26 protein-coding genes are annotated in these 25,316 nt (G+C 72.0%); 11 read left to right on the forward strand and 15 right to left on the reverse strand.

The genetic code is table 11. The features are described from left to right. Positions 1–63: 63 nt before the first annotated feature. From ACIPXC_RS00410 to ACIPXC_RS00420, 3 genes are all read left to right on the forward strand, one after another. Positions 64–303 (forward strand): hypothetical protein, encoded by a 240-nt coding sequence (locus ACIPXC_RS00410; RefSeq protein WP_401611688.1) that lies wholly within the window; start codon positions 64–66, stop codon positions 301–303. 35 nt (positions 304–338) lie between these two features. Continuing rightward, the gene (locus tag ACIPXC_RS00415) at positions 339–1,598 is read left to right on the forward strand and encodes a TerD family protein (protein ID WP_401611691.1); all 1,260 of its coding nucleotides are present in this window, start codon (positions 339–341) and stop codon (positions 1,596–1,598) included. Between the two features lie 103 nt (positions 1,599–1,701). Then, the gene (locus tag ACIPXC_RS00420; protein ID WP_401611693.1) at positions 1,702–1,878 is read left to right on the forward strand and encodes a hypothetical protein; all 177 of its coding nucleotides are present in this window, start codon (positions 1,702–1,704) and stop codon (positions 1,876–1,878) included. Positions 1,879–1,905: 27 nt separating this feature from the next. Here ACIPXC_RS00420 and ACIPXC_RS00425 read toward each other — a convergent pair whose 3' ends face one another. Further along, a complete protein-coding gene (locus ACIPXC_RS00425) occupies positions 1,906–3,345 on the reverse strand; it encodes an alkaline phosphatase PhoX (protein ID WP_401611696.1) in 1,440 nt (479 codons plus the stop codon). A 179-nt stretch (positions 3,346–3,524) separates the two neighbouring features. After that, on the reverse strand, positions 3,525–5,015 hold the full coding sequence (locus ACIPXC_RS00430) for a hypothetical protein (RefSeq protein WP_401611698.1): 1,491 nt from the start codon (positions 5,013–5,015) through the stop codon (positions 3,525–3,527). Between the two features lie 377 nt (positions 5,016–5,392). Between ACIPXC_RS00430 and ACIPXC_RS00435 the strand changes: the two genes are divergently transcribed. The 3 genes from ACIPXC_RS00435 to ACIPXC_RS00445 all read left to right on the forward strand — a co-directional run bounded on the left by ACIPXC_RS00435 (position 5,393) and on the right by ACIPXC_RS00445 (position 8,221). Continuing rightward, positions 5,393–7,234 (forward strand): endonuclease/exonuclease/phosphatase family protein, encoded by a 1,842-nt coding sequence (locus tag ACIPXC_RS00435; RefSeq protein WP_401611700.1) that lies wholly within the window; start codon positions 5,393–5,395, stop codon positions 7,232–7,234. A gap of 67 nt (positions 7,235–7,301) precedes the next feature. Next, a complete protein-coding gene (locus tag ACIPXC_RS00440; RefSeq protein WP_401611703.1) occupies positions 7,302–7,811 on the forward strand; it encodes a GNAT family N-acetyltransferase in 510 nt (169 codons plus the stop codon). Positions 7,812–7,954: 143 nt separating this feature from the next. Beyond that, positions 7,955–8,221 (forward strand): hypothetical protein, encoded by a 267-nt coding sequence (locus tag ACIPXC_RS00445; RefSeq protein WP_401611706.1) that lies wholly within the window; start codon positions 7,955–7,957, stop codon positions 8,219–8,221. Positions 8,222–8,706: 485 nt separating this feature from the next. Here ACIPXC_RS00445 and dapD read toward each other — a convergent pair whose 3' ends face one another. Beyond that, positions 8,707–9,687: a 2,3,4,5-tetrahydropyridine-2,6-dicarboxylate N-succinyltransferase gene (gene dapD, locus ACIPXC_RS00450; protein ID WP_401611709.1), complete on the reverse strand. Its 981-nt coding sequence runs from the start codon at positions 9,685–9,687 to the stop codon at positions 8,707–8,709. Positions 9,688–9,696: 9 nt separating this feature from the next. Further along, complete coding sequence (locus ACIPXC_RS00455) at positions 9,697–10,962, reverse strand: MFS transporter (protein WP_401611711.1); 1,266 nt, start codon at positions 10,960–10,962, stop codon at positions 9,697–9,699. 69 nt (positions 10,963–11,031) lie between these two features. On the opposite strand from ACIPXC_RS00455, the gene ACIPXC_RS00460 reads away from it, so the two are divergent. After that, entirely contained in the window at positions 11,032–11,916 is an 885-nt protein-coding gene (locus tag ACIPXC_RS00460; RefSeq protein WP_401611714.1) for a winged helix-turn-helix transcriptional regulator, read from the forward strand. A 62-nt stretch (positions 11,917–11,978) separates the two neighbouring features. Here the strand turns inward: ACIPXC_RS00460 and ACIPXC_RS00465 are convergent, their stop codons facing one another. From ACIPXC_RS00465 to ACIPXC_RS00510, 10 genes are all read right to left on the reverse strand, one after another. Beyond that, positions 11,979–12,569, reverse strand: a complete 591-nt coding sequence (locus ACIPXC_RS00465; protein WP_401611717.1) for a TetR/AcrR family transcriptional regulator — start codon at positions 12,567–12,569, stop codon at positions 11,979–11,981. Continuing rightward, positions 12,569–12,889, reverse strand: coding sequence for a multidrug efflux SMR transporter (locus ACIPXC_RS00470; protein WP_030846229.1), 321 nt, complete (start codon positions 12,887–12,889; stop codon positions 12,569–12,571). Before ACIPXC_RS00470 ends, ACIPXC_RS00465 begins: the two co-directional genes overlap by 1 nt. A 324-nt stretch (positions 12,890–13,213) precedes the next feature. Then, positions 13,214–13,558 (reverse strand): metal-sulfur cluster assembly factor, encoded by a 345-nt coding sequence (locus ACIPXC_RS00475; RefSeq protein ID WP_030027092.1) that lies wholly within the window; start codon positions 13,556–13,558, stop codon positions 13,214–13,216. After that, positions 13,555–14,016: a Fe-S cluster assembly sulfur transfer protein SufU gene (gene sufU / locus ACIPXC_RS00480; RefSeq protein WP_030846233.1), complete on the reverse strand. Its 462-nt coding sequence runs from the start codon at positions 14,014–14,016 to the stop codon at positions 13,555–13,557. Before sufU ends, ACIPXC_RS00475 begins: the two co-directional genes overlap by 4 nt. Positions 14,017–14,038: 22 nt before the next feature. Beyond that, on the reverse strand, positions 14,039–15,295 hold the full coding sequence (locus tag ACIPXC_RS00485; protein ID WP_401611721.1) for a cysteine desulfurase: 1,257 nt from the start codon (positions 15,293–15,295) through the stop codon (positions 14,039–14,041). Beyond that, positions 15,292–16,056 (reverse strand): Fe-S cluster assembly ATPase SufC, encoded by a 765-nt coding sequence (sufC, locus tag ACIPXC_RS00490; RefSeq protein WP_030846240.1) that lies wholly within the window; start codon positions 16,054–16,056, stop codon positions 15,292–15,294. Before sufC ends, ACIPXC_RS00485 begins: the two co-directional genes overlap by 4 nt. Positions 16,057–16,063: 7 nt before the next feature. Further along, positions 16,064–16,381 carry a bifunctional 3-phenylpropionate/cinnamic acid dioxygenase ferredoxin subunit gene (locus ACIPXC_RS00495; RefSeq protein WP_030027083.1) on the reverse strand — a complete coding sequence of 106 codons (318 nt, stop codon included), beginning with the start codon at positions 16,379–16,381 and terminating at the stop codon, positions 16,064–16,066. Further along, positions 16,381–17,592 (reverse strand): Fe-S cluster assembly protein SufD, encoded by a 1,212-nt coding sequence (sufD, locus tag ACIPXC_RS00500; RefSeq protein WP_401611724.1) that lies wholly within the window; start codon positions 17,590–17,592, stop codon positions 16,381–16,383. The genes ACIPXC_RS00495 and sufD overlap by 1 nt, the downstream gene beginning before the upstream one ends. Before the next feature lie 72 nt (positions 17,593–17,664). After that, the gene (gene sufB / locus ACIPXC_RS00505; RefSeq protein ID WP_037930110.1) at positions 17,665–19,080 is read right to left on the reverse strand and encodes a Fe-S cluster assembly protein SufB; all 1,416 of its coding nucleotides are present in this window, start codon (positions 19,078–19,080) and stop codon (positions 17,665–17,667) included. Next, positions 19,077–19,838 (reverse strand): helix-turn-helix transcriptional regulator, encoded by a 762-nt coding sequence (locus tag ACIPXC_RS00510; RefSeq protein ID WP_401611728.1) that lies wholly within the window; start codon positions 19,836–19,838, stop codon positions 19,077–19,079. The genes sufB and ACIPXC_RS00510 overlap by 4 nt, the downstream gene beginning before the upstream one ends. Before the next feature lie 351 nt (positions 19,839–20,189). Between ACIPXC_RS00510 and ACIPXC_RS00515 the strand changes: the two genes are divergently transcribed. From ACIPXC_RS00515 to ACIPXC_RS00530, 4 genes are all read left to right on the forward strand, one after another. Beyond that, positions 20,190–21,116 (forward strand): ABC transporter ATP-binding protein, encoded by a 927-nt coding sequence (locus ACIPXC_RS00515; protein WP_401611730.1) that lies wholly within the window; start codon positions 20,190–20,192, stop codon positions 21,114–21,116. Beyond that, positions 21,113–21,880: an ABC transporter permease gene (locus ACIPXC_RS00520; protein ID WP_401611732.1), complete on the forward strand. Its 768-nt coding sequence runs from the start codon at positions 21,113–21,115 to the stop codon at positions 21,878–21,880. The genes ACIPXC_RS00515 and ACIPXC_RS00520 overlap by 4 nt, the downstream gene beginning before the upstream one ends. A gap of 68 nt (positions 21,881–21,948) precedes the next feature. Then, the gene (locus tag ACIPXC_RS00525) at positions 21,949–23,085 is read left to right on the forward strand and encodes a hypothetical protein (protein WP_401611734.1); all 1,137 of its coding nucleotides are present in this window, start codon (positions 21,949–21,951) and stop codon (positions 23,083–23,085) included. 34 nt (positions 23,086–23,119) lie between these two features. Next, entirely contained in the window at positions 23,120–24,079 is a 960-nt protein-coding gene (locus ACIPXC_RS00530; RefSeq protein WP_401611736.1) for a heme A synthase, read from the forward strand. A gap of 46 nt (positions 24,080–24,125) precedes the next feature. Here the strand turns inward: ACIPXC_RS00530 and ACIPXC_RS00535 are convergent, their stop codons facing one another. Beyond that, positions 24,126–25,217 (reverse strand): amidohydrolase family protein, encoded by a 1,092-nt coding sequence (locus tag ACIPXC_RS00535; protein ID WP_401611738.1) that lies wholly within the window; start codon positions 25,215–25,217, stop codon positions 24,126–24,128. Positions 25,218–25,316 lie beyond the last annotated feature (99 nt).

Raw genomic sequence — 25,316 nt, forward strand, 5'->3', positions numbered from 1 at the left:
ACCGCCCGCATGCGGGAACAAATCCGTTGCCCGCCCCGCCCCCGGCGGGGCAGGCTGCGGGCCATGCCGACACCGCACGGGTTCACCTACGACCGACGAGGCGACGGTCACGTCGTCATCACCCACCGGGGCCGCGCCGCCGCCACCCTGCGGGGGGAACGCGCCGCCGCGTTCCTGGCCGAAGTGGAAGCCGGGGATCCGCAGCTCGTGATGGCCCGGTGGACCGGCTCCTACAAGTTCGGCAACGAGCGCACCGCGAAGAACCACCCCCGCAACCGGCGCGGAAATATCCCGCGAGGGTAAGGGAACGGCAAAGCCCCTCCGGTCGTTCTCCGGGCATGACCGCTATGACCCCTGGATCCAACCTGCCGCTCAACGCCGTCCGCGTGACGGTCGACGTGGCTGCCCCGGTGCGGCTCGACGTGTCCGCCCTGCTCCTCACGGCGGACGGCAAGGTGCGCTCCGACGCCGACTTCATCTTCTTCAACCAGCCCGCCGGGCCCGGTGTCACCTACCGGTCCGGTGGCGGCGCGGCGCCGGACTCGGTCACCGTGGACACCGCCTCGGTGCCCCCGGGCATCGAGCGGATCGTGGTCACGGCCAGCCCCGACGCCGCCGGACAGACCTTCCAGGGCATCGAGCCCACCGCCACCGTGCGCAACGCCGACGGCGGCTCGGTGATCGCCGCGTTCACCCCGCCGCAGCTGGCCACCGAGACGGCACTCGTCGTGGTCGAGATCTACCAGCGCGGCGGTGCGTGGAAGGTCCGCGCGGTCGGCCAGGGGTATGCGAACGGCCTCGCCGGCATCGCCACCGACTTCGGGGTCAGTGTGGACGAGGAACCGGCTCCCGCGGCGGCCGTCGCCCCGCCCGCGCCCCCGGCGCCCCCGGCTCCGCCCGCCCCGCCGGTCCACCAGCCCTCCCCCTGGCTGACCGCCGGCGCAGGCACCCCCACCCCCGTCACCCCCGCCCCCGCCGCACCGGCCCCCGCCGCACCCCCGGCCGCCCCGGCCGCCGCCGGGAAGATCAACCTGGACAAGGGCCGGGTGAGCCTGCAGAAGAACCAGACCGTCTCGCTGGTCAAGGGCGGCCGTCCGCTGCTCTCGCAGGTCAAGATGGGCCTCGGCTGGGAACCGGCCTTCCGCGGCCGGGACATCGACCTCGACGCGTCCGTCATCGCGTACGGCCCCCAGCGCAACCACATCGACAGCTGCTACTTCGGCAAGCTGTCCATCCTGAACGGCGCCATCAAGCACTCCGGGGACAACCTCACCGGTGAGGGCGCGGGCGACGACGAGGTGATCGTCGTCGACCTCGGCCGGCTCCCCGCCGACGCCACCGGCCTGGTCTTCACGGTCAACTCCTTCTCCGGCCAGAAGTTCACCGAGGTGGCCAAGGCCTACTGCCGCCTGATCGACGCGGCCAGCGGCGAGGAGCTGGTCCGCTTCGACCTCACGAGCGCCGAGCCGCAGACGGGCGTGATGATGGCGAAGCTGATCCGTCAGTTCTCCGGCGAGTGGGAGATGACGGCCATGGGCGAGTTTGTGAAGTCGCGCACAGTGCGCGGCATGGTCAAGCCCGCCGCGCAGGCACTCTGAGCAGGTGGGCGGGCACGGGCGGCCACCGGACGGGGTCCGCGGGTGATGGATGCCACGCGTAATCCGTGGGTGGCTGTCAGTGCCCGCCCGTAGCCTTGGAAGCATGCACGAGACACTCACGCCCGCGGGGCCCGCCCGCCCGTCCGCCACCGAGGCGAACGAGGCGATACGGCACCTCGTGGAGACCCGGGTGGACGGCGAGTGGCCTTCCGAGGCCTATGAGTTCCTGCTCGCCGAGTGGGCCGAGGCCTCCCGCGCGGAGGTCTCCCCGGCCCACTGAGGCCCGCGATGCCGGCCGGGCGGAGCGTCAGCGAGCGCGCCGCCACGGCCCGGTGACGGCCAGCATGATGCCCGGGTCCTGGATGTTGGCGTAGAGGGTGCGCCCGTCCGGCGAGAAGCAGACCCCGGTGAATTCGGAGTATTCGGGCTCCTCGGCCGACCCGATGTTCAGCTCGTTGCGCGCCAGCGGATAGGTGCGCCCCGAGTCGGTCGCGCCGAACAGGTGCTGCAGCCCCGAGCCGTCCTCGGCGATGACCAGGCCTCCGTACGGCGAGACGGTGATGTTGTCCGGGCCGTCGTAGCCGCCGTCCGCCGACGGGTCGGCGTTGACCCCGATCAGGACGGTCAACCGGATCGTGCGCCGCTTGGGGTCGTAGAACCAGACCTGGCCGTCGTGCGCCGCGCCCGGGCTCTCCTCACGGGCGTAGGAGGACACGAAGTACGCGCCCCCGTCGGCCCACCACATGCCCTCCAGCTTGCGGCCGCGCGTCACCGCGTTGTCCGCGAACTGCTTGCGCACGGGCACGGTCCGCGCGTCGCGGTCCGGCACGTCCACCCAGTCGACACCGTAGACGGTGCCGATCCGCGTGGCGCGCGAGAGATCGTCGACGAACCGGCCGGAGCTGTCGGTGCACTTGGCGGCCTGGAGCACACCGGCGTCGGCGGCGAGCGTACGGAGCCTGCCGCGCCCGTGCCGGAAGCCGCGGGGCGGGGTCCAGCGGTAGAGCAGCCCGTTGGGGCCGGAGGCGTCCTCGGTCAGGTACGCGTGGCCCTGGCGCGGGTCGATGACCACTGCCTCGTGGTCGTAGCGGCCGAAGGCCTTGATCGGCCGCGGGTCGCGGTTGGCCCGGCGGTCGTGCGGGTCGACCTCGAAGACGTAGCCGTGGTCCTTGGTCATGCCGTTCCTGCCCGCGAGGTCGGAGTTCTCCTCGCAGGTCAGCCAGGTGTCCCAGGGGGTGGCGCCGCCCGCGCAGTTGGTCGAGGTGCCGGCGATGCCCACCCATTCGGCGACCTCGCCGCCCCGGCGGACCTCGACGACCGTGCATCCGCCGGCCGCGGCCGGGTCGTAGACGAGTTGCTCGGCGAGCGGGACGGGACGGGCCCAGTTCTCCCGCTTGCCCTTGAGCTCGTGGTTGTTGACGAGGAGCGTGACACCGCTGTGGCCCTCGAAGGCCGCGGTCCCGTCGTGGTGGGAGGGGGTGGTCTCGCCGGACTCCAGCCTGGTGACGCCGCTGTGCGTGATCACGCGGTAGGTGAAGCCGACGGGCAGGGCGAGGATGCCGGCCGGGTCGGGGACGAGCGGGCCGTAGCCGGGCTCGCAGGGCCGCCCGTGCTCGTCGCGGTCCGCCGCGTCCTCGGCCGCCAGCGCGCCCGGGGCGGTGGCGAGGGCGCCGACCGTCCCGGTGAGCGCGACTCCCGCGCCGGCGATGACGGTACGGGCGGTGAAGTCTCTGCGGCTGAGCGGCATCGGGTCTCCAGGGGTGGGGAGTGGTGCGCCTGTCGTACGGTCGTCGGCGCACACGCTCCCGCCCGCACGTGAACGGCGGCTCAATTACCCACCAAGGGGAACCGATCCCTTGCGGGTCGGCGTCAATGGCCGACTCCGGCCCAGGAACGGCGGATTGTCGCCGGACCCGGGCCGTGCGCTCAGGCCCTGCGGGAGCGCGCCTTGAAGGCGGCCCTGCGGGCCTCCTTCGCCGTCCTCCGGTCGGGGTGCAGCCGGCCCATCGCTTCCAGGACCTGGACCGTCGAAGGATGCCGGACCCGCCACACCCGGTCGAAGAAGCCCGTGTGATGGGCGGTCAGGGTCTCCATCAGCAGGGGCAGCTCCTCGGTCTCCCCGTCCGCGGCGAGCTGCGCCGCGATCGTGTCGACCGTCAGCCAGAAGACCATCTCCGGGGCCGGCGCCGGTACGCCGGTCACTCCGTGCTCCGCCAGCCAGACCCGGGCGAGCCCGCCGAGTTCCGCCTCGTCCAGCACCGCGCGCACCGCCCCTTCGGCCTCCGGCCCGGCCAGCGCGAGGGCCTGCTGGCAGCGCAGCCGGCGCAGCGGGCCCCCTTCGTCGTCCCCGCGGGCGGCGGCCAGCAGTTCGGCGACGGCGGCGGACGGTTCGCGGCCGGCCATCCACTGCTCGATCTCGGCCTGCGCCGCGTGCTCGGGGTAGGAGGAGACGCCGTCGAGGAGGGCGTCGGCGCCCTTGTCGGCCAGTTCGCCGACGGCGGGGGCCACGACTCCGGCCTCCAGCATCCGGGCGCGGATGCCGTAGAGGCCGAGCGGGGTCAGCCGGACCATGCCGTAGCGGGAGACGTCCTCGTCGTCGGCCTCGTGCTCACCGCGCCCGCCGTCCTCGTCGGCCTGCGCCATCAGCTCCTCGTCGACGGGCCGGAACTCCACCAGTCCGATCGGCTCCAGCTGCCGGAACTGGTCGTCCAGGCGCATCATCGTGTCCGACACCTGCTCCAGCACGGCATCGGTCGGCTCGTCCATTCCGTCGGGCACGACCACCGAGGCGGCCAGCACCGGAAGTGGAATCTGACGGTCCGCAGTCCTGCCCCCGGTGACGCTGAGCAGGTACAGATGGCCGAGGACCTCGTCGAGCAGGTCCGCCTCGCGGCCCGGGTTCCAGCCCAGCCGGTCGAAGTCGATCTCCCCGCCCGCGTCCAGCGCGTCGACCAGGTCCTCCAGATCCGGCACCGCCGCGTCGGCAAGCACCGCCTCCAGGGCCGCCCGCCACAGGCCGAGGACGTCGGCGGGCGCCCCGCCCGTCACCAGCGCCAGGTCCTCGCCGGGCGCGGCCGTGCCGTACGGCTCCTCGCCCGCGCCGCCGCCCTCCTCCGCGGCCGTGTCCTCCTCCGGTTCGGTCACGTCCACCAGCCCGGTGTCCACGGCCACCCGCCAGGCCTGGCCGGCGCACACGGCGGCCTCCTCGTCGTCGGCGTCGAGACCGAGATGGGCGGCGGCACCGGGCAGCTGGTCGGCCGCCAGTTCGCCGCCGACGCCGATGCGGGTTGCGGGCCCGGCCCAGCGGGCCAGCCGCACGGCGCGCGCGAACAGCGGGGCACCGAGGGCGTCGCGGGCCAACTCCGCGTCGGAGTGCAGCCGTACCGGCGGAAGTGTGGGGTGCGACTCAGCGGACATGGATGAGGGTCTCCTCGCGAACGCGGTGATGAGGGCGGGCCGTGACGGCCCGGCCGGGCGGCCGGACCGTCATACGTGCCCGAAAACCGGCGACATGGCCGACATGGCGGGGCAGTGCGGGCATGGCGGATGTGGCGCAGATGACAGTCGTGGCCGTCGTACGGCGACCCAGCGTAGACGCATATCGGGCACACCCGCCGGGCCATCGCCTTTGGTTCATCCCACAGTCGTCCGGCGTCTGCTCTGGAGGGCTTGACAACTTTGCTGACAACACAGGAAATTGACGCGCGTAGACGTTTGGGGGCTGACCAACCCCCCGCAGATCTCGCTGTTCGCAGCCTCTCCCTGCCCCTCTCCCACACCGGAGTTTCCTGACCATGCGCTCCTCGCATCCCCGCTCCGCCGCCGTCGCGGCCCTCGTCGCCTCCGCGCTGGCCACCGGCCTGCTCGCGGGCTCCGCCGACGCGGCCGAGGGCGCGGCGTCCGCCGACCCGGTACGCATCCACGACATCCAGGGCACCACCCGGATATCCCCGCTCAACGGCAAGCAGGTCTCCGACGTCGAGGGCATCGTGACGGGCGTGCGGACCTACGGCTCGCGCGGCTTCTGGATCCAGGACCCCGACGCCGACGACGACGACGCGACGAGTGAGGGCGTCTTCGTCTTCACCAGCTCGGTCCCGACCGTCGCCGTCGGCGACGCGGTCAAGGTCTCCGGCACCGTCGGCGAGTACATCCCCGGCGGCGTGAACTCCGGCAACCAGTCGGTGACCCAGATCTCCAAGCCGACGGTCACCGTGGTCTCCTCCGGCAACGCGCTGCCCGAGGCCACCGCGATCAACGAGTACACGGTGCCCGCCGAGTACACCCCGGCCGGCGACCCGGCCGCCGGCGGCAGCATCAACGGCCTGACGCTGGAGCCCTCGCGCTACGCCCTGGACTTCTACGAGTCCCTTGAGGGCATGAACGTCAAGATCGGCACCTCGCGCGTGGTCGGCGCCACCACCCCGTACTCGGAGCTGTGGGTCACGGTCAAGGGCTGGGAGAACACCGCCAGGCGCGGCGGCACCGTCTACGGCTCCTACGAGTCCCAGAACACCGGCCGCCTGAAGATCCAGCAGCTCGCGCCGATCGCCGAGCAGCCCTTCCCCGTGGCCAACGTCGGTGACAAGCTGACCGGCACCACGCAAGGCCCGCTGGACTTCAACCAGTTCGGCGGCTACACGCTGGTGGCCCGCACCCTCGGCACCGTCAAGGCGGGCACCATCGCCCCCGAGAAGACCAAGCCGCAGGCCCAGCAGGAGCTCGCGGTCGCCACGTACAACGTCGAGAACCTCGACCCGACGGACCCGCAGCAGAAGTTCGACGCGCTGGCGAAGGCCGTCGTCGAGAACCTCGCCTCTCCCGACATCCTCGCCCTGGAGGAGATCCAGGACGACAACGGCGCCAAGAACGACGGCACCGTCTCGGCGGAGCAGACCCTCACCAGGTTCACCGCGGCCATCGCGGCGGCGGGCGGCCCGGCCTACCAGTGGCGGAGCGTCAACCCCGAGGACAAGAAGGACGGCGGCGAGCCCGGCGGCAACATCCGCCAGGTCTTCCTCTTCAACCCGGCCCGGGTCTCCTTCACCGAGCGCGCCCCGGGCGACGCGGTGACGGCGACGGGCGTCGTGAAGGAGAACGGCAAGACCCACCTGACCCACTCCCCCGGCCGCGTCGACCCCACGAACCCCGCGTGGGCCGACAGCCGCAAGCCGCTGGCCGGCGAGTTCGTCTTCCGCGGCAAGACGGTCTTCGTGATCGCCAACCACTTCGGCTCCAAGGGCGGCGACGAGGCCCTGACCTCGCACCACCAGCCGCCGCTGCGCTCCTCGGAGACCAAGCGACTGCTCCAGGCGCAGGCCGTGAACGGCTTCGTGAAGCAGATCCTGGCGGAGGACAAGAACGCCAACGTCCTCGTGCTCGGTGACATCAACGACTTCGAGTTCTCGGCGACCACGGACGCGCTGGCCGACGGCGGGGCGCTGTACCCGGCGATCAAGTCGCTGCCGAAGGCCGAGCGCTACTCGTACGTCTACCAGGGCAACGCCCAGGTGCTGGACCAGATCCTGACCAGCCCGGCGATCAAGAAGTTCACGTACGACAGCGTGCACATCAACGCGGAGTTCGCAGCGCAGAACAGCGACCACGACCCGCAGGTGCTGCGCTTCCGCCCGTAGCCCCCGGGCCCGGAGCAGCAGGGGGCCCGGCCGCCGTCCCGGGCGGGCCCCCTGCCACAATTCCGCCGTGATCTTCCGTGTCGCCACCCGCCGGGACCTGCCGGCCGTACTCGCCCTGCTCGCCGACGAGGACCGGGTCCTCGATCCGGCCTCGATGACGGTCGGGGAGGAGCACGAGCGGGCCTTCGCGGCGATCGCGTCGGACCCCCGCAACGAGCTGCTGGTCCTCACGGACGCGCCCGCGGACGCGCGGCCGGGCGCGGGGCCCCGTACGCGGCCCGGAGCCGGGGCGGGGGAGGTCGTCCTCGGCTGCCTCCAGCTGACGTACATACCGGGCCTGGGCCAGGGCGGGCAGGAGCGGGCCCTGGTGGAGGCCGTACGGATCCGCGCGGACCGGCGGGGCACCGGACTCGGCGCGGAGCTGATGCGGCTGGCCGCGGAGCGGGCCCGCGGACGCGGGTGCGGCCTGATCCAGCTGACCAGCAACAAGCGGCGCACGGCGGCGCACCGCTTCTACGAGCGGCTGGGCTTCGCCCGCAGTCACGAGGGCTTCAAGCTGCCGCTGGAGCGGCCGTGAGGGGCTGATCCCGGGCAAGATGGGGACTTTCGACCCTGGCGTGACGCTCGCCACATCTCCACCGAATCGACCGGTTGTGGTGTTGAGTGTCTGCACGCCCGATCTTGTCCCGGCTCGCACTCCCGCACCCCTGGAGGATCCTGGTGTTCCCCTCGATCTCCCTCGCCCAGGAAACCGGTCTCGCCGTCCTGCTCGTGGCCGTGCTCGTCTGGGTGGCCGGCCGGGTGGCCGGCCTGGGCCGCATGCTGTGGGACAGCCGCTTCCGCCGGCCGGAGCCCGTTCCCGGCGCGCCCCTGCCGATGATCCCGGCCCAGCGTGGCTGCGCCGGGCACCCGATGGAGTCGGTGCAGCTGACCGAGGCGGAGGAGCAGGCCTTCGCGGGCCTGATCCGCACGATCCCCCTCCACTGAGCGTCCGCCCGGCGCGCGGATCCCCGATGGGCGTCTTCGAGTGCCGCGCGGTGACCCCGCCCCCCGGTGGCCCGCCCTACGTGCTGGACGGCTCGTCCGGGCCGCCCGTCGAGTCCGGCCCGAGCGGCGCGACCGTGCTCGACCCCGCCGACGGCATCGGCACGGAGGCCCGTCCGGGCGTCCGGACGTCCACATGGGCCGCGGTCACTGCTGCGGGACGGACGGCGAACGGGCCCGACCCGGTGTGCGCGGGCGGCGCGGTCATCGCCACCGCCGGCCACCCGGAGACGTGCGGACCTGCGCGATGCCGCGGGTGCGATCGGCCATGACGACACACCGGGCGGATGCCCCGTGGGTCCCCGCGCGAACCGAGGGCCCGCAGCGCCGGCAGGACGGCCGGCCTCGCCCCCGGCCCGCCGTGAACACGGCCGGGCGCCCTCCCGGGCCGCGAGGTCCGCAAGGGCGCCCGGGGACGGCGGCGGCCGTCAGTTGTGGCTGTGCAGGACCTCGTTCAGGCCGCCCCAGTTCGCCTTGTACGGGCGGGCTTCGACGGCGCCGGTCACGGAGTTGCGGCGGAAGAGGATGTTGTCGGCGCCGGAGAGCTCCAGGGCCTTGACGACCTGGCCGTCCGGCAGGGTGACGCGGGTGCCGGCGGTGACGTAGAGGCCGGCCTCGACGACGCACTCGTTGCCGAGGGCGATGCCGATGCCCGCCTCGGCGCCGATCAGGGTGCGCTCGCCGATGGAGATGATCTGCTTTCCGCCGCCGGAGAGGGTGCCCATGGTGGAGGCGCCGCCGCCGATGTCGGAGCCGTCGCCGACGACGACACCCGCGGAGATGCGGCCCTCGACCATGGAGGTGCCGAGGGTACCGGCGTTGAAGTTGACGAAGCCCTCGTGCATGACGGTGGTGCCCTCGGCGAGGTGCGCGCCGAGGCGGACGCGGTCGGCGTCGGCGATGCGCACGCCCTTGGGGGCGACGTAGTCCGTCATCCGCGGGAACTTGTCGATCGAGGTGACCTGCAGGTGCAGGCCCTCGGCGCGGGCGTTGAGGCGGACGGTCTCGACCTGGTCGACGGCGACCGGGCCGAGCGAGGTCCAGGCGACGTTGGTCAGCAGGCCGAAGACACCGTCGAGGTTCTGGCCGTGCGGCTTGACCAGGCGGTGGCTGAGCAGGTGCAGGCGCAGGTACGCGTCGTGCGCGTCCAGCGGCTTGTCCTCCAGGGAGGCGATGACCGTGCGGACGGCTACGACCTCGACGCCGCGGACCGCGTCGCTGCGGATCGCCTTGGCCGCGGCGGCGCCGAGGGACTCCACGGCCTGCTCGGCGGTGAGGCGCTCGGTGCCGGCCGGGCCGGGCTCGGCGACCAGCTCGGGGGCGGGGAACCAGGTGTCGAGGACGGTGCCGTCGGCGGTCAGGGTGGCAAGTCCGGCGGCGACGGCGCCGGTGGTACGCGTAGCAGTCATGCCCGAAACCTAACCGGCGACGGCCTGAGGTTGCGAACCGGTCTCATGTGCCGGTCGGGCCGCGTGTCGCCGCTGCCGCGCCGAGGCCCACAGCACCGCCCCGCCCGCGGCCGCCGCGAGCCCGGCACACAGTGGCCACAGCAGCCCGGGCGCGGCCGCGTACAGCGCTCCGCCCAGCGGCGGGCCGATGACGACCCCGCTGACCGAGATCCCCGCGTACAGGCTCTGGAAGCGTCCGACGGCGTGCTCGGGCGCCTCGTCGGCGACGTAGGCGGTGGCGGTGGTCTTGTAGAGGATCTCGCCGAGGCTCAGCAGGACCATCATCACCACGGCGCTCGTGATCCCGGCTCCGAGCAGCAGCGCCGCGTACCCGGCCCCGACCAGCACCAGACCGGTGCCGATCACCTGCAGCGCCGGACGCTCGCGCAGCGCGACGGCGGCGGGCAGCTCCAGCAGCAGGATCACCCCGCCGTTGAGGGCGATGACGAGCCCGAAGACGCGCGGGTCCAGTCCGTGGTCGGTGAGGAAGACGGGGAAGGTGTAGTACTGCTGGCGGTAGACGACGTCGGTCACCAGGATCGCCCCGAGCACCACCAACAGGGCCGGTCGGGCCCGCAGTTCGGCGGCGAGTCCGCGGCCCCGACCCCCGTCCGGGGCCGCGGAGGTCGTGCGGTGGGCGCCGCGGGCCGGGACGACGCGGGCGGTCCAGAGGGCGAAGAAGAGGGTTCCGACGCCGTCGGCGACGAAGAGCCAGTCGTACGAGAGCCCGGTCGCGACCACGGCACCCAGCGGCGGCCCGAGGGTGAAGCCGCCGTTGGACGCGCACCGTACGAGGGCGAAGGCCTGGCGGCGGCCCCCCTCCGGGACGGTGACCGCGACCAGCGCGGAGTTGGCGGCCCGGATCACGCCGGAGGCGTACTGGGCCACCGGCATGGCCGCGAAGAGGAGCAGCGTGGGCAGCAGCGGGACGGCCGCGAGGGTCACTCCGGCGAGGGTGGCGGCGGCGAGCAGCACCCGGCGGTGGCCGAAGCGGTCCCCGTACCAGCCGCCGGTGAAGTTGCCCGCGACCAGGCCGATGCCGCCGATTCCGGTGACGAGGCCGGCCTGCGCGGCGCCGAGGCCGCGCGGGCCGGTCAGGTAGAGGAAGACGAAGACGAAGGTGAAGCTGACGACGGCGTTGACGAACACCCCCGCGGCCAGCAGCCACACGACCCTCGGTATGTCCTTGAACCCCTGCAGCACACCCGTGCCCCCGCTTCCGGCGCATCCATCCATGAGTAAGTTCCTTTTGGGAACGGACTATGTCAGCATGACAGCCTTGGGTCAACGGACGAAGGAGTTCCCATGGCCCAGCGCACCCACCTCGGCGACGCGGACTGCGCGATCGCCCAGGCCCTCGACGTCGTGGGCGACTGGTGGACTCTGCTGATCGTGCGGGACGCGGCGCGCGGCCTGCACCGCTTCGAGGAGCTCCAGCGCGAGCTGGGGGTCTCCCGCAAGGTGCTCGCGGAGCGGCTGAAGCTGCTCGTCGATGCCGGGGTGCTGTCGCGCGTGCCGTACCAGGAACGTCCGGTACGGCACGAGTACCGGCTGACCCCGCGCGGGCGGGGGCTGCTGCCGGTCCTGGTGGCCCTCCAGGACTGGGGTGACACCTGGGTCCTGGGAGAGGGAGAGATGACGGCGACGGCCGACGAGGCATCGCGCGAGGCGGAACGGGTGCACGCGCTGCACGGCACGCGGGTGCCGTCGCTGCTGCTGCCGGACCGTTTCGGCGGGGCCGGCGACCCGGTGGCGGACACCCCGTTCACGGTCCTGTACTTCTTCCCCGGCGCCTACGCGCGCGCCGAGTCCTATCCGCCCGGATGGGCCGGGATCCCGGGCGCGAAGGGCTGCACGTTCGAGTCGTGCACGTACCGCGACCAGCTCGCGGAGTTCACGGCGGCCGGCGCCACCGTGCACGGGGTCTCGACGCAGCGCCCCGACGAGCAACGGGAGTTCGCGGAGCGGGAACGGCTGCGCTTCCCGCTCCTCTCGGACGCCGACCTGGCACTGACGGCCGCACTGCGCCTGCCGACGTTCCGCGCGGCGGGGGTGAGCCGGATCAAGCGGCTGACCCTGGTCGTCGACCGCGACCGCACGGTGCGCGAGGTGATCTACCCGATCCGCGACATCGAGGCGAGCGTACGGACGGCCCTCACGGCGGTCCGCACCGCCGCCTCCGCGGGCTAGGGCCTGTATTGAGTTGCCCCGCGAGGCAACTCAATACAGGCCCTAGTGCTGTGACCGGCGGATCAGGACCGGGCCCGGTCCGCCGGACACTCCTGGGCCGCCTGCCGGCTCCCCAGGACCCGGGTCAGGATCTCGCGGGCCTGGCGCTCGTCGTACTCGGCGTCCGTCAGCAGGACCTGCAGGCTGATGCCGTCCATCACGGCCACCAACGCCCGGGCCGTCGCCGGGTCGGTCCGCGGCGTCAGCGCCGCGGCCGCGGCCTCGCACCACTCGGCGGCCACCGGCCGCAGAGCCGGGCGGCGCAGCGCCGCGAGGTAGAGCTCGTACTCGCGCTCCACCCGGCCCCGGTCCGCCGCCAGGACCTCGCCCAGCAGCCGGGCCAGCGCCCCGGCGAGGTCGGTGTCCGGGTCGGCCAGCGCGGCCGAGCCGGCCAGCGCCTGCGCGAAGCCCTCGTTGGCCTGCCGGAGCGCCGCGACCAGCAGGTCGTCCAGCGTCTTGAAGTGGTACGTCGTCGAGCCCAGCGGCACGTCGGCCTCCGCGGCGGCGCTGCGGTGGCTCAGCCCCGCGATGCCCTTGGCGCCGACCACCCGGATCGCGGCGTCGATGATGCGCTGGCGCCGGTCCGGGTCGTAGCGCCGTGCGCCCGGCGGCATCAGTGCGCCCCGCCCAGGTTCAGCAGGACCACCCCACCGATCACCAGGGCGATCCCGGCGATCTTCGCGGCAGTGGCCGCTTCCCCCAGGAACACCATGCCGATCGCGGCGATGGCGGCGGTGCCGACGCCGGCCCATATCGCGTAGGCCGTGCCGACCGACATGGTCTTCAGCGTCTGCGCGAGCAAGGTGAACGCTATGGCGTACCCCAGGAGGGTGCCGAGCGAGGGCCACAGCTTCGTGAAGCCGTCGCTGTACTTCATGGCGGTGGTGCCGGCGACCTCGGCGGCGATGGCTGCGGCGAGCAGGACGTAGGGCATGCGTACAAGAGTACACATCGGTGCGTACGACCGTACGCACCGAGGGCGTCCCACGCCCTCGTCCCGGCTGCGCCGACCGGCGCCCGCGGCCGTCGTACGTACGGGTCGGAATGGTCGTCGGCGGCCCCGGAGAGGCAGAACGCGGACCGTGCGAGGGCCGGCGCCCCCTACGTCATGGCCTGTGCGGAGCGGTGAGCCCGACGATCAGCAGCGCGCCGGAGCCGGCGGACACCACGGGTGCACGCCGTCCGTCCACCCGTCCGCCCGGAGGACAGCGAGGGCCCCCGGCACGTGCCGGGGGCCCTCCTGTGCGAGCGGGGGTGCTCAGACGTTGAAGCCGAGCGCGCGGAGCTGCTCGCGGCCGTCGTCCGTGATCTTGTCCGGGCCCCACGGCGGCATCCAGACCCAGTTGATCCGGAGTTCGTTGACGATGCCGTCCGTCGCCGACTTCGCCTGGTCCTCGATGACGTCCGTCAGCGGGCAGGCCGCCGAGGTCAGGGTCATGTCGAGGGTGGCGATGTTCGCGTCGTCGATGTGGATGCCGTAGATCAGGCCCAGGTTGACGACGTCGATGCCCAGCTCGGGGTCGACCACGTCGTAGAGGGCCTCGCGGACCTCCTCCTCGGTGGCCGGCTTGGTCGACGCCTCGGGCGTCGCGTTCTCGGTCATGCCGTCTTCCTCTCCGCGTCACCCAGGGCCTGGGCGGTCGCGTCCTTCCACGCCATCCAGCTCAGCAGGGCGCACTTCACACGGGCCGGGTACTTCGAGACGCCGACGAACGCGACCGCGTCCTCCAGCACCTCCTCCATGGCCTCGTCGGGCTCGATCTTGCCCTTGGACTGCATCATCTCCAGGAACACGGCCTGGATCTTCTGCGCCTCGGCCAGTTCCTTGCCCACGAGCAGCTCGTTCAGTACGGAGGCGCTGGCCTGGCTGATGGAGCAGCCCTGGCCCTCGTAGCTGACATCCGTCAGCTTCTCACCGTCGTACTTCACGCGCAGCGTGATCTCGTCGCCGCACGTCGGGTTGACGTGGTGCACCTCGGCGTCGCCGTCGCGCAGGCCACGCCCGTGCGGGTGCTTGTAGTGGTCCAGGATCAGTTCCTGGTACATCGAATCCAGCTTCACTGCGTCCTCGTCGCCTCGTCCGTCAGCCGAAGAAGTTCCGTACGTGCTCCAGCCCGTCGATCAGCGCGTCGACATCGGCCGGAGACGAGTACAGGTAGAAAGACGCTCGCGTCGTCGCCGGAATTCCGTAGCGCAGGCAGACGGGGCGCGCGCAGTGGTGTCCCACGCGGACCGCGATGCCCTGCTCGTCCAGGACCTGGCCGACGTCGTGCGGGTGGATGTCGCCGAGCACGAAGGAGATCGCGGCGCCGCGGTCCTCGGCCGTGGTGGGGCCGATGATCCGCAGGTCGGGCACCTCGGCGAGGCGCTTGATCGCGTACTCGGTGATCGCGTGCTCGTGCGCGGCGATCTTGTCCATGCCGATCGAGGTCAGGTAGTCCACGGCCGCGCCGAGGCCGACGGCCTGGGCGATCGGGGGCGTACCGGCCTCGAACTTGTGCGGCGCCGGGGCGTAGGTCGAGGCGTGCATCGACACGGTCTCGATCATCTCGCCGCCGCCGAGGAACGGAGGCAGGTCCTCCAGGAGCTCCTGGCGGCCCCACAGGACGCCGATGCCGGTCGGGCCGCACATCTTGTGGCCGGTGAAGGCCACGAAGTCGGCGCCGAGCGCCTGCACGTCCAGCGGCATGTGCGGAGCAGCCTGGGAGGCGTCGATCAGCACCAGCGCGCCGACGTCCTGGGCGCGCCGGACGATCGCCTCGACCGGGTTGACCGTGCCCATGATGTTGGAGACCAGCGTGAAGGAGACGATCTTCGTCTTCTCCGTGATGACCTCTTCGATGGTGGACAGGTCGAGCCGGCCCTCGTCGGTGAGGCCGAACCACTTCAGCTTCGCGCCGGTGCGCTGCGCAAGCAGCTGCCACGGCACGATGTTGGAGTGGTGCTCCATCTCCGTGATGGCGATCTCGGTGTCGCGGTCGACCCGGTAGGGCTCGTCCGCCCAGCCGAGCATGTTCGCGACGAGGTTGAGCGACTCCGAGGCGTTCTTGGTGAAGATCACCTCGTCGCGGCTCGGCGCGTTGATGAAGGCGGCGACCTTGTCGCGGGCGCCCTCGTACAGCGCCGTGGCCTCCTCTGCGAGCACGTGCACGCCGCGGTGGACGTTCGCGTTGTGCTGCTCGTAGTACTCGCTCAGCGCGTCGAGTACCTGGCGCGGCTTCTGCGAGGTCGCCGCGTTGTCCAGGTAGACGATCTTCTTCCCGTCGTGGACCACACGATCCAGCAGGGGGAAGTCCTTGCGGATCGCCTCGATGTCGAGGAGGCCAGGCAGCTGTGTCACGCGGTCGCGCCACCCTTCACGTACTTGTCGTAGCCCTCGTTCTCCAGCTGGTCGGCGAGCTCGGCGCCACCGGACTCGGCGATGCGGCCGTTCGCGAACACGTGCACGAAGTCGGGCTTGATGTAGCGCAGGATGCGCGTGTAGTGGGTGATCAGCAGGGTGCCGACCTCACCGGTCTCGCGGACGCGGTTGACGCCCTCGGAGACGATGCGCAGGGCGTCGACGTCGAGGCCGGAGTCGGTCTCGTCGAGGATCGCGATCTTCGGCTTCAGGAGCTCCAGCTGGAGGATCTCGTGGCGCTTCTTCTCACCGCCGGAGAAGCCCTCGTTCACGTTGCGCTCGGCGAAGGCCGGGTCCATCTGGAGCTGCTCCATCGCGGACTTGACCTCCTTCACCCAGGTGCGCAGCTTGGGGGCCTCGCCGCGGATGGCGGTGGCGGAGGTGCGCAGGAAGTTGGAGACCGAGACGCCGGGGACCTCGACCGGGTACTGCATGGCGAGGAAGACGCCGGCGCGGGCGCGCTCGTCGACGGACATCTCCAGGACGTCCTCGCCGTCGAGGGTGACGGTGCCGCCGGTGATGGTGTACTTCGGGTGCCCGGCCAGCGAGTACGCCAGCGTGGACTTGCCGGAGCCGTTCGGACCCATGATGGCGTGCGTCTCACCCTGCTTGACGGTGAGGTCGACGCCCTTGAGGATCTCGCGGGCGCCGTTCTCGGCCTCGACGGAGACGTGCAGGTCGTGGATTTCAAGCGTTGCCATGGATACCTCAGGACTCCTGGGTGAGGGAGACGAGCACGTCGTCCCCTTCGATCTTTACGGGGTATACGGGTACGGGGCGCGTCGCGGGCAGACCGGAGGGCTTGCCGGTGCGCAGGTCGAAGGCCGACCCGTGCAGCCAGCACTCGATCATGCAGTCCTCGACCTCGCCCTCCGAGAGCGAGACGTTCGCGTGCGAGCAGATGTCGTTGATCGCGAACACCTCCCCGTCGGTGGAGACGATGGACACCGGCGTGCCGTCGAGTTCCACCCGCTTGGGGGTGTTCTCCTCCAGCTCGCTCAGCGCGCAGGCCTTGACGTAGTTCATCAGACGGAACCCTGGAGCTCGGCCTCGATCTTGGCGATCAGGCGCTCCTCGATGTCGTCGACACCGATCTGCTGGACGAGTTCGGCGAAGAAGCCGCGGACGACCAGGCGGCGGGCCTCGTCGGCGGGGATGCCGCGGGCCTGCAGGTAGAAGAGCTGCTCGTCGTCGAAGCGGCCGGTGGCGGAGGCGTGGCCGGCACCGACGATCTCGCCGGTCTCGATCTCCAGGTTCGGCACGGAGTCGACCCGCGCGCCGTCCGTGAGGACGAGGTTGCGGTTCATCTCGTACGTGTCGGTGCCCTCGGCGCTCTTCTCGATGAGCACGTCACCGATCCAGACGGCGTGGGCGTCCTGGCCCTGCAGCGCGCCCTTGTAGACCACGTTCGACTTGCAGTGCGGGGCGTCGTGCGTGACCAGGAGGCGGTGCTCCTGGTGCTGGCCGGCGTCCGTGAAGTACAGGCCGAGCATCTCGGCCTCGCCGCCGGGGCCCGCGTAGGTGACGCGCGGGTGGAGGCGGACCAGGTCGCCGCCGAAGGTGACGACCACGGACTTGAAGCTCGCGTCGCGGCCGATGAGGGCGTTGTGCTGCGAGGTGTGGACGGCGGTGTCGTCCCAGTCCTGGACGGACACGAAGGTCACCTTGGCGCCGTCGCCGACGAGGATGTCGACGTTGGCGGCGCGCACGCCGTCGCCGGTGTGGTCGATCACGATGATCGCCTCGGCGAAGGGCTTCACGTCGAACACGGTGTGGCCGAAGGTCGTGCCGCCCTCGCCGTGCAGGGCGACGCGGATGGGCTCGGCGAGCACGGTCTCCTTGGGCACGGTGACGACCGTGGCCTTGGCGAACGCGGAGAAGGCCTGCGCGGCGACCCGGTCGACGGGGGTGCCGGCCTTGCCGATCCGCTCGTCGCCGCGCTCCACGGACTCGACGGTGACGCCCTCGGGCGCGTCGATCTGGGCCTTCATGGTGCCGCCTGCGACCGCGGTGCCGTCGTGCAGACCCTTGAGGCGGGCGAGCGGGGTGAAGCGCCACTCCTCCTCGCGGCCGTGCGGGACGGGGAAGTCGGCCACGTCGAAGGACGGGGGCGCGCTCATCCGGGTGGCGACGGTGGACTCGGCGGCCACCGCGATCGCGCCGGCGGTGGTGGAGCCCGCCGCGGGGGTACCGCCCTGAACCGTCAGGTTCTTGGGGGCGTTCTGAGCCTCAGCCATGGCTGTCGTCTTGCTCTCTTCCTACGTCTACAGAATCGTCGCTGTGCTGCGGTACGGGGGGCGTGCGGCCGGTCAGCCGACCGAGCCCTCCATCTGCAGCTCGATCAGCCGGTTGAGCTCCAGTGCGTACTCCATGGGCAGCTCCTTCGCGATCGGCTCGACGAAGCCGCGCACGATCATGGCCATGGCCTCGAACTCGGTGAGGCCGCGCTGCATCAGGTAGAAGAGCTGGTCGTCGGAGACCTTGGAGACGGTCGCCTCGTGGCCCATGGTCACGTCGTCCTCGCGGACGTCCACGTAGGGGTACGTGTCCGAGCGGGAGATCGTGTCGACGAGCAGCGCGTCGCAGAGCACGTTCGACTTCGAGCCCGCGGCGCCCTCGCCGATCTCGACCAGGCCGCGGTAGGAGGTGCGGCCACCGCCACGGGCCACCGACTTGGAGACGATGTTCGAGGAGGTGTTCGGCGCCATGTGAACCATCTTGGATCCGGCGTCCTGGTGCTGGCCCTCGCCCGCGAAGGCGATGGAGAGGGTCTCGCCCTTGGCGTGCTCGCCCATCAGGTAGACGGCCGGGTACTTCATGGTGACCTTGGAGCCGATGTTGCCGTCGATCCACTCCATGGTCGCGCCCTCGTACGCCACGGCGCGCTTGGTGACCAGGTTGTAGACGTTGTTCGACCAGTTCTGGATCGTCGTGTAGCGGCAGCGGCCGCCCTTCTTCACGATGATCTCGACGACGGCGCTGTGCAGCGAGTCGGAGGAGTAGATCGGGGCGGTGCAGCCCTCGACGTAGTGGACGTAGGCGTCCTCGTCGACGATGATCAGCGTCCGCTCGAACTGGCCCATGTTCTCCGTGTTGATGCGGAAGTAGGCCTGGAGCGGGATGTCCACGTGGACACCCTTGGGGACGTAGATGAACGAGCCGCCGGACCACACCGCGGTGTTCAGCGACGCGAACTTGTTGTCGCCGACCGGGATGACCGTGCCGAAGTACTCCTGGAAGAGCTCCGGGTGCTCCTTGAGCGCGGTGTCCGTGTCGAGGAAGATCACGCCCTGCTCCTCCAGGTCCTCGCGGATCTGGTGGTAGACGACCTCGGACTCGTACTGGGCCGCGACGCCGGCGACGAGGCGCTGCTTCTCCGCCTCCGGGATGCCGAGCTTGTCGTACGTGTTCTTGATGTCCTCGGGCAGGTCCTCCCAGGAAGCGGCCTGCTTCTCGGTGGAACGCACGAAGTACTTGATGTTGTCGAAGTCGATGCCCGAGAGGTCGGAGCCCCACATCGGCATGGGCTTCTTGTCGAAGAGCCTCAGGCCCTTGAGGCGGAGGTTCAGCATCCACTCCGGCTCGGACTTCTTCGCCGAGATGTCGCGGACGACGTCCTCGGACAGACCCCGCTTGGCAGCGGCACCGGCCGCGTCGGAGTCGGCCCAGCCGTATTCATAGGTGCCCAGGCCATCGAGCTCAGGGTGAGCGGTCTCCGTGGTCATGCGGGGTTCCTCCCGGCCGTACTTGCAGATACTGATGTGTCGGTCTGTGTGGTGCCCGCGCTGCGCGGAATGAACGTGGTGCACACTCCGTCGCCATGGGCGATCGTGGCGAGGCGCTGCACGTGCGTCCCGAGCAGGCGTGAGAAGACCTCGGTCTCCGCCTCGCAGAGCTGCGGGAACTGCTCGGCCACATGGGCGACCGGGCAGTGGTGCTGGCAGAGCTGTTCACCGCTGTGCGGACCGGGAGCGCTCTTCGCCGTAGCAGCGTACCCGTCCTGCGTCAACGCCTTGGCCAGGGCCTCCGCGCGGCCCTCGGGGGCGGCCGCCTCGACGGCTTCGCGGTAGGTCTGCGCCTGCGACTCCATCCGCGACCTGGCGAAGGCGGCGACGGCCGCCTCCCCCTGCTCGCCGCCGCCGACGGACTGCGCGATCCAGCGCAGGGCGTCCGCGGCGAGCGTGTCGTAGGACTGGTCGAAGGCGTCGCGGCCGCAGTCGGTGAGCGCGAAGACCTTGGCGGGCCGACCCCGGGTCCGCGCTCCGTACACGCGCTGCTCACGGGCTTCGACGACGTCGTCGGCGACGAGCGTGTCGAGGTGGCGGCGGACGGCGGCCTGGGTGAGGCCGAGGCGCTGGGCGAGGTCGGCGACGGTGGACGGGCCGTGGTCCAGGATCGAGCGCGCCACCCGGTTGCGGGTTGACCGCTCCCCGGTGGTGAGCTCCCCCTGGGGGGCCTCGTGCTGCCGTTCGCCGTATTTCACAACGCCATTGTTGCGTAATTAACCGAGCCCGTACAAGCCGTGACGGACGCCACGCCTGGTGGCCTCCATCACTAAGGGTTACCTTATTTATCGACGGAGAGTTATTCGGAGGGGTTAATTCCACCCCCGCCCCACCTCCGCGATTCCGCCGGACACACCACCCCCACCAGCACTCATGCCGCCATAACGGTTCCCGGCGCCCCCAGTGACGAGTTCGCCGGAAGATCACCGAAACCGGATGGGCCGTCCGGGAGGACCGGACTGAAAAAGGCCGTTTCCGAAAGCCGGGTGTTCGCATACCCCCGCCCCTCGGCCCGGTGGCCGCCCTCCGGCTCCGTAGACTCACCCCCCATGAGCAACGACCCCGCCGTGGAGATCCGCGGACTGGTGAAGCGGTACGGCGCCAAGACCGCGGTGGACGGACTGGACCTCACCGTCCGCAGGGGCTCCGTCACCGCGGTCCTCGGTCCCAACGGCGCGGGCAAGACGACCACGGTGGAGACCTGCGAGGGCTACCACCGCCCCGACGCCGGCACCGTCCGCGTCCTCGGCCTCGACCCGGTCGCCCGGGCGGAGGCGCTGCGCCCGCGCGTCGGCGTGATGCTCCAGTCCGGCGGCGTCTACTCCGGTGCCCGCGCCGTCGAGATGCTGCGCCACATGGCCAAGCTGTACGCCGACCCGCTCGACCCCGGCACCCTGGTGGAACGCCTCGGACTCGGCGGCTGCGGCCGCACCCCCTACCGCAGGCTCTCCGGCGGCCAGCAGCAGCGCCTCGCCCTGGCCATGGCCGTCGTGGGCCGCCCTGAGCTCGTCTTCCTCGACGAGCCCACCGCCGGCCTGGACCCGCAGGCCCGCCGCGCCACCTGGGACCTCGTACGGGAGCTGCGCGGCGACGGGGTCACCGTCGTCCTCACCACCCACCACATGGACGAGGCCGAGCAGCTCTCGGACGAGGTCGCCATCGTGGACGCGGGCCGGGTCGTCGCCCACGGCAGCCCCGAGCAGCTGTGCCGCGGCGGCGCCGAGAACACCCTGCGCTTCACCGGCCGCCCCTCCCTCGACCTCGCCTCACTGCTCAAGGCGCTGCCCGACGGCACCCAGGCGGCCGAGGTCACCGCGGGCGTCTACCGGGTGACCGGCGAGGTCGACCCGCAGATGCTGGCCACCGTCGCCTCCTGGTGCGCGCAGAACGGCGTACTGCCCGACAGCCTCGCGGTGCAGCGGCACACCCTCGAAGACGTCTTCCTCGAACTGACCGGTAAGGAGCTGCGCGCATGAGCGCCGGTACGTTCACCCCCCGCCCGGGGGCCGCGCCCGTGTCCCGCATGATCCTCGCGCAGACGGCGCTGGAGACCCGGATGCTGCTGCGCAACGGCGAGCAGCTGCTGCTGACGGTGATCATCCCGGCGCTGCTCCTGGTGCTGTTCTCCGCCGTCGACATCGTCGACACCGGCGCCGGGAGGTCGGTGGACTTCCTCGCACCGGGCGTCCTCGCTCTCGCCGTGATGTCCACGGCCTTCACCGGCCAGGCCATCGCCACCGGCTTCGACCGCCGCTACGGCGTCCTCAAGCGGCTCGGGGCCTCCCCGCTCCCCCGCTGGGCGCTGATGGCCGCCAAGACCCTGTCGGTCCTGGTGACCGAAGTGCTGCAGATCGCCCTGCTGACGGTGATCGCGCTCGCCCTGGGCTGGTCCCCGCAGGGCGACCCGCTGTCGGTGGCGGCGCTGGTCCTGCTGGGTACCGCCGCCTTCTCGGGGCTCGGGCTGCTGATGGCGGGCACGCTCAGGGCCGAGGCCACCCTGGCCGCCGCCAACCTGGTGTTCCTGCTGCTGCTCGTCGGTGGCGGGGTGATCGTACCGATGGAGAAGTTCCCGGACGCCGCGCAGTCCCTCCTGGGGCTGCTGCCGATCTCGGCGCTGTCCGACGGCCTGCGCGAGGTGCTGCAGCACGGAGCGATGCTGCCGTGGGGCGACGTGGCCGTGCTCGCGGCCTGGGCCGTACTCGGTCTGGGCGCCGCCGCGCGCCTCTTCCGCTGGGAATGAAACCCTTTCCCTCGCGACCGCGCAGCCGCGAGGATGGGCGCCTCCACACATGAAGCCGGGGGGCGGACATGGTGCAGCGGGAGGCCGTTTTTCGGCTGGACGACCAGTGGGCGCGGGTGCGGGCGGGGGCCGCGCAGGCGGCACCGGCGGAACGCGAGAGGCTCCTCGACGAGCTGATCGGTGCCCTGCGCACCCTCCCGGGCGACCCCGAGTGCACCGCCCTGCTCGGGCTGCGCCTCGCCGACCGGGCGGCCCTGCGGTTCGCCGCGGGGGACCGCGCGGGCGCCCTCGCCACCATCGAGGAGGGCCTGCGCAGCTCCGAACGCGCGGCCCGGCACGCCCCGGAGTACGCCCGCTGGTACGCCCGCGGGCTGATCAACCACGGGGTGTGGCTGGCCTGGCCGCTGAGCGACGCGGACCGGCTGCCGAAGCACCCGCTGGGACCGGCCGCCACCGGCGGGGGCCCCAGCGCCATGGAGCGGGCCGCCGGTGAGCGCGCCCGCCATCTGACCCGTACCGCGGTGGAGGTGTGGGCCGGACTGGACCAGCGGGACCCGGTCAACCGGCGGGGCCTCGCGCAGGCCAAGGTGTTCCTCGGGGACCGCCTCGCCGAGCTGGGCCTGACCGAGGAGGCGGTGGCCTGGGCGGTGGACGCGGAGTCCGACTTCCGCCGGCTGCTGCTGGCCGACCCGGCCGCGGAGGAGGCCGAGGCCGCCGAGGAGGCCCTCGACCACATCGGCCGCCAGCTGGAACTGCGCCTGCGCTACCTGGCCTTCGACGAGCTGGTGGGCCTGCGCGCGCGGGCGCTGCTGCCCGAACGGCTGCTGCCCCAAGCCGTGGTGGCCGCCCGCATCCGGTCGGTGGAGGAGCCCGAGATCGCGGCCCGGCTGCACCTCGGTGCCGAACAGGTGCGCACCATGCTGGAGGTCACCCCGTGGCTCGCGGTGTGGCGGTTCGACGTCCGGGGCCCTGACGGCCTGTGGAACACACTCCCCCATCCCTGGCACAGCGCCACAGAAGTGAGGAATCGGACCGCCGAGGAAGTGGCGACCGAACTGATACGGGGGTTCACGCACGCGCCGGACCACCCGGGCGACGGCGCGCACTGGCGTGTGCTGCTCTGGTGGCACGAGGAGGGCGACCCCGCCGGTGCCAGGTTCCGCCTGCTCGTGGGCCCCGACGCGGCACCCCCCACCCCCTCGTGAAACTTTGCACAAGGGGTCGCCTACGATATGGGGCGTGTTGAACCCCCTCGCATACATCGCCGGCCGCTGGACTCCGTCACCCCGGATCGTCCGGCGAGCCGCGCTCGCCGCGCTCTTCATGAGCGTGGCCATCGTCGTGACCGGCGGCGCGGTGCGGCTGACCGGATCCGGTCTCGGCTGCGACACCTGGCCCAAGTGCACCGACGACAGCCTGATCGTGACGCAGGAGCAGGGCTTCCACGGCGCCGTCGAATTCGGCAACCGGATGCTGACGTACGTGCTCAGCGCCGCCGTCGGCTGGGTGATCGTCGCGGCCCGGTCGGCCGAGCCCTGGCGCCGTTCGCTGACGAGGCTCGGCTGGGTCCAGTTCGCCCTCGTGGTGTGCAACGCCGTGCTCGGCGGCATCACCGTCATGACGGGCCTGAACCCGTACAGCGTGGCCGGACACTTCCTGCTCGCCACCGCGCTGATCGCCGTGACGACCATCACCTGGCAGCGCGTCGGCGAGGGCGACACCGCCCCCCGCCCGCGCGTTCCCGCCCCGGTGCGCAAGCTGTCGTGGGCGCTGATCGCCACCACCCTCGTCCTGATCGCCGCCGGCACGGTGGTCACCGGCTCCGGCCCGCACGCCGGTGACAGCAGCGAGATCAAGCGGATGCCGTTCGACTGGGAGGCGACCGCGCACGTGCACGCGATCGCCGCCTGGGTGGTCTGCGCGCTGGCCGTCGCGATGTGGCTGGTGCTGCGGGTGGTCGACGCCCCCGTCGACACCCGGGCCCGCGCCCGCGACCTGCTGCTCGTACTGCTCGCCCAGGGCGGCATCGGCTACGTGCAGTACTTCACCGATGTGCCCGAGGTCCTGGTCGCCGTGCACATGCTGGGCTCCTGCCTGGTGTGGATCGCCGTGCTCCGCCTCGCGCTGAGCCTGCGCGAGCGGCCGGCGGACGAGGCGGGGGTCGCCGCCCGGGACGACGCCCGGCTCTCCTCCGTCTGATCACCTCCGCCCGGGCGGTGAGGTCCCGTCCACCGCGGACGGGACCTCACGGCCCGTCCAGGCGGTAGACGCGGCGCGCGTTGCCCGCCGCGACCATGCCCGCCACCCGGTCCGCGTCCCGCCACGACCAGGACCCCTCGGCGACCCAGCCGCCCAGCACCCGGGTCAGCGCCTCCCGGAACACCAGGGCGCCCACCGCGTGCAGTTCAGGCAGCCCCCGGCCCCCGCTGGAGAACAGCAGCTTCCCGAACGGCACGGTCTCCAGCAGCTCGGCCAGGACCGCGGCGGCCCGCGCCCCGGTCCGCCCGAGGCCCGCGCCCGCGTCGGCGTACACGTGCGGGAAGACCTCCGCGAGCCGCGCCACGTGCCGGTGGTACGGGTAGCCGCCAAGCAGCACCAGCCGGGTGCCCAGTCCCGCGGTGGCCCGCACGAACCCGGTCAGCGTCGCGGGATCCCCCGCACCCGTGTGCAGCTGCAGCGGCAGCCCGGACGCCACCGCGCTCCACAGCAGGTGCCGCAGGAGCACGGGATCCCGTACGGGGCCACCGCACGGCCGTCGGGCCAGCCACCGCCCGGCCGCCCCGCGCACCTCGCCCGGGCCGGGCGGGCCGGGGTCGAGGGCGGGCGCGTCGGCGTGGTCGGGGACCGCGGCGCAGGCGAAGGCCGCGGTTCCGGCGGCGGCGTGGTGGACGGCCTCGGCGAGGCCCGTGAGGAAGGCGGCCACGGTCCCGGAGGTGTCGGCGACCCGTACGGCCAGCGCTTCCAGCCGGACCGTCTCGAAGGCCTCGGCGTCCGCGGCGAGGGCCAGTTCCTCGGGGCCGGCGAGGTCCCCGGCCTGGCCGGTGTCGACCAGGTAGACACCGGCCCCGGACCCCCGAAGCAGCCGCCGCGCGGCCTCGGCCGGGCCCAGCTCGCGGCGCCGGGCCAGATAGCGGGCGGGGGCCGCGTGCGGCTCCAGACCCAGCAGCGGCGGACACCAGCGGCGGACCGCGAATCCGGTCTGGGTGTCGAAGAAGGTGGTGCCCGAGGCGGGCGGACCGGCCGAAGGGATCAGCTGGGCCTCGAAGGTACCCAGGCCCAGCTCCGTACGGAGGACTCCGTGGCAGTACTGGTCCACCAGGGGCGGCGTTTCGATCATCCGGGCATCCCGTTGCGGACGTGAGGAAGGCGCTTCCACACGTCCTAACGGGTGAGCGGGGTGTGAGGTGTTGCTCGGGCTGTTGACCGAGACCGCACA

It is taken from the genome of Streptomyces sp. NPDC090021 (assembly GCF_044748225.1).
In the GTDB taxonomy this organism is placed as follows: Bacteria; Actinomycetota; Actinomycetes; order Streptomycetales; family Streptomycetaceae; genus Streptomyces.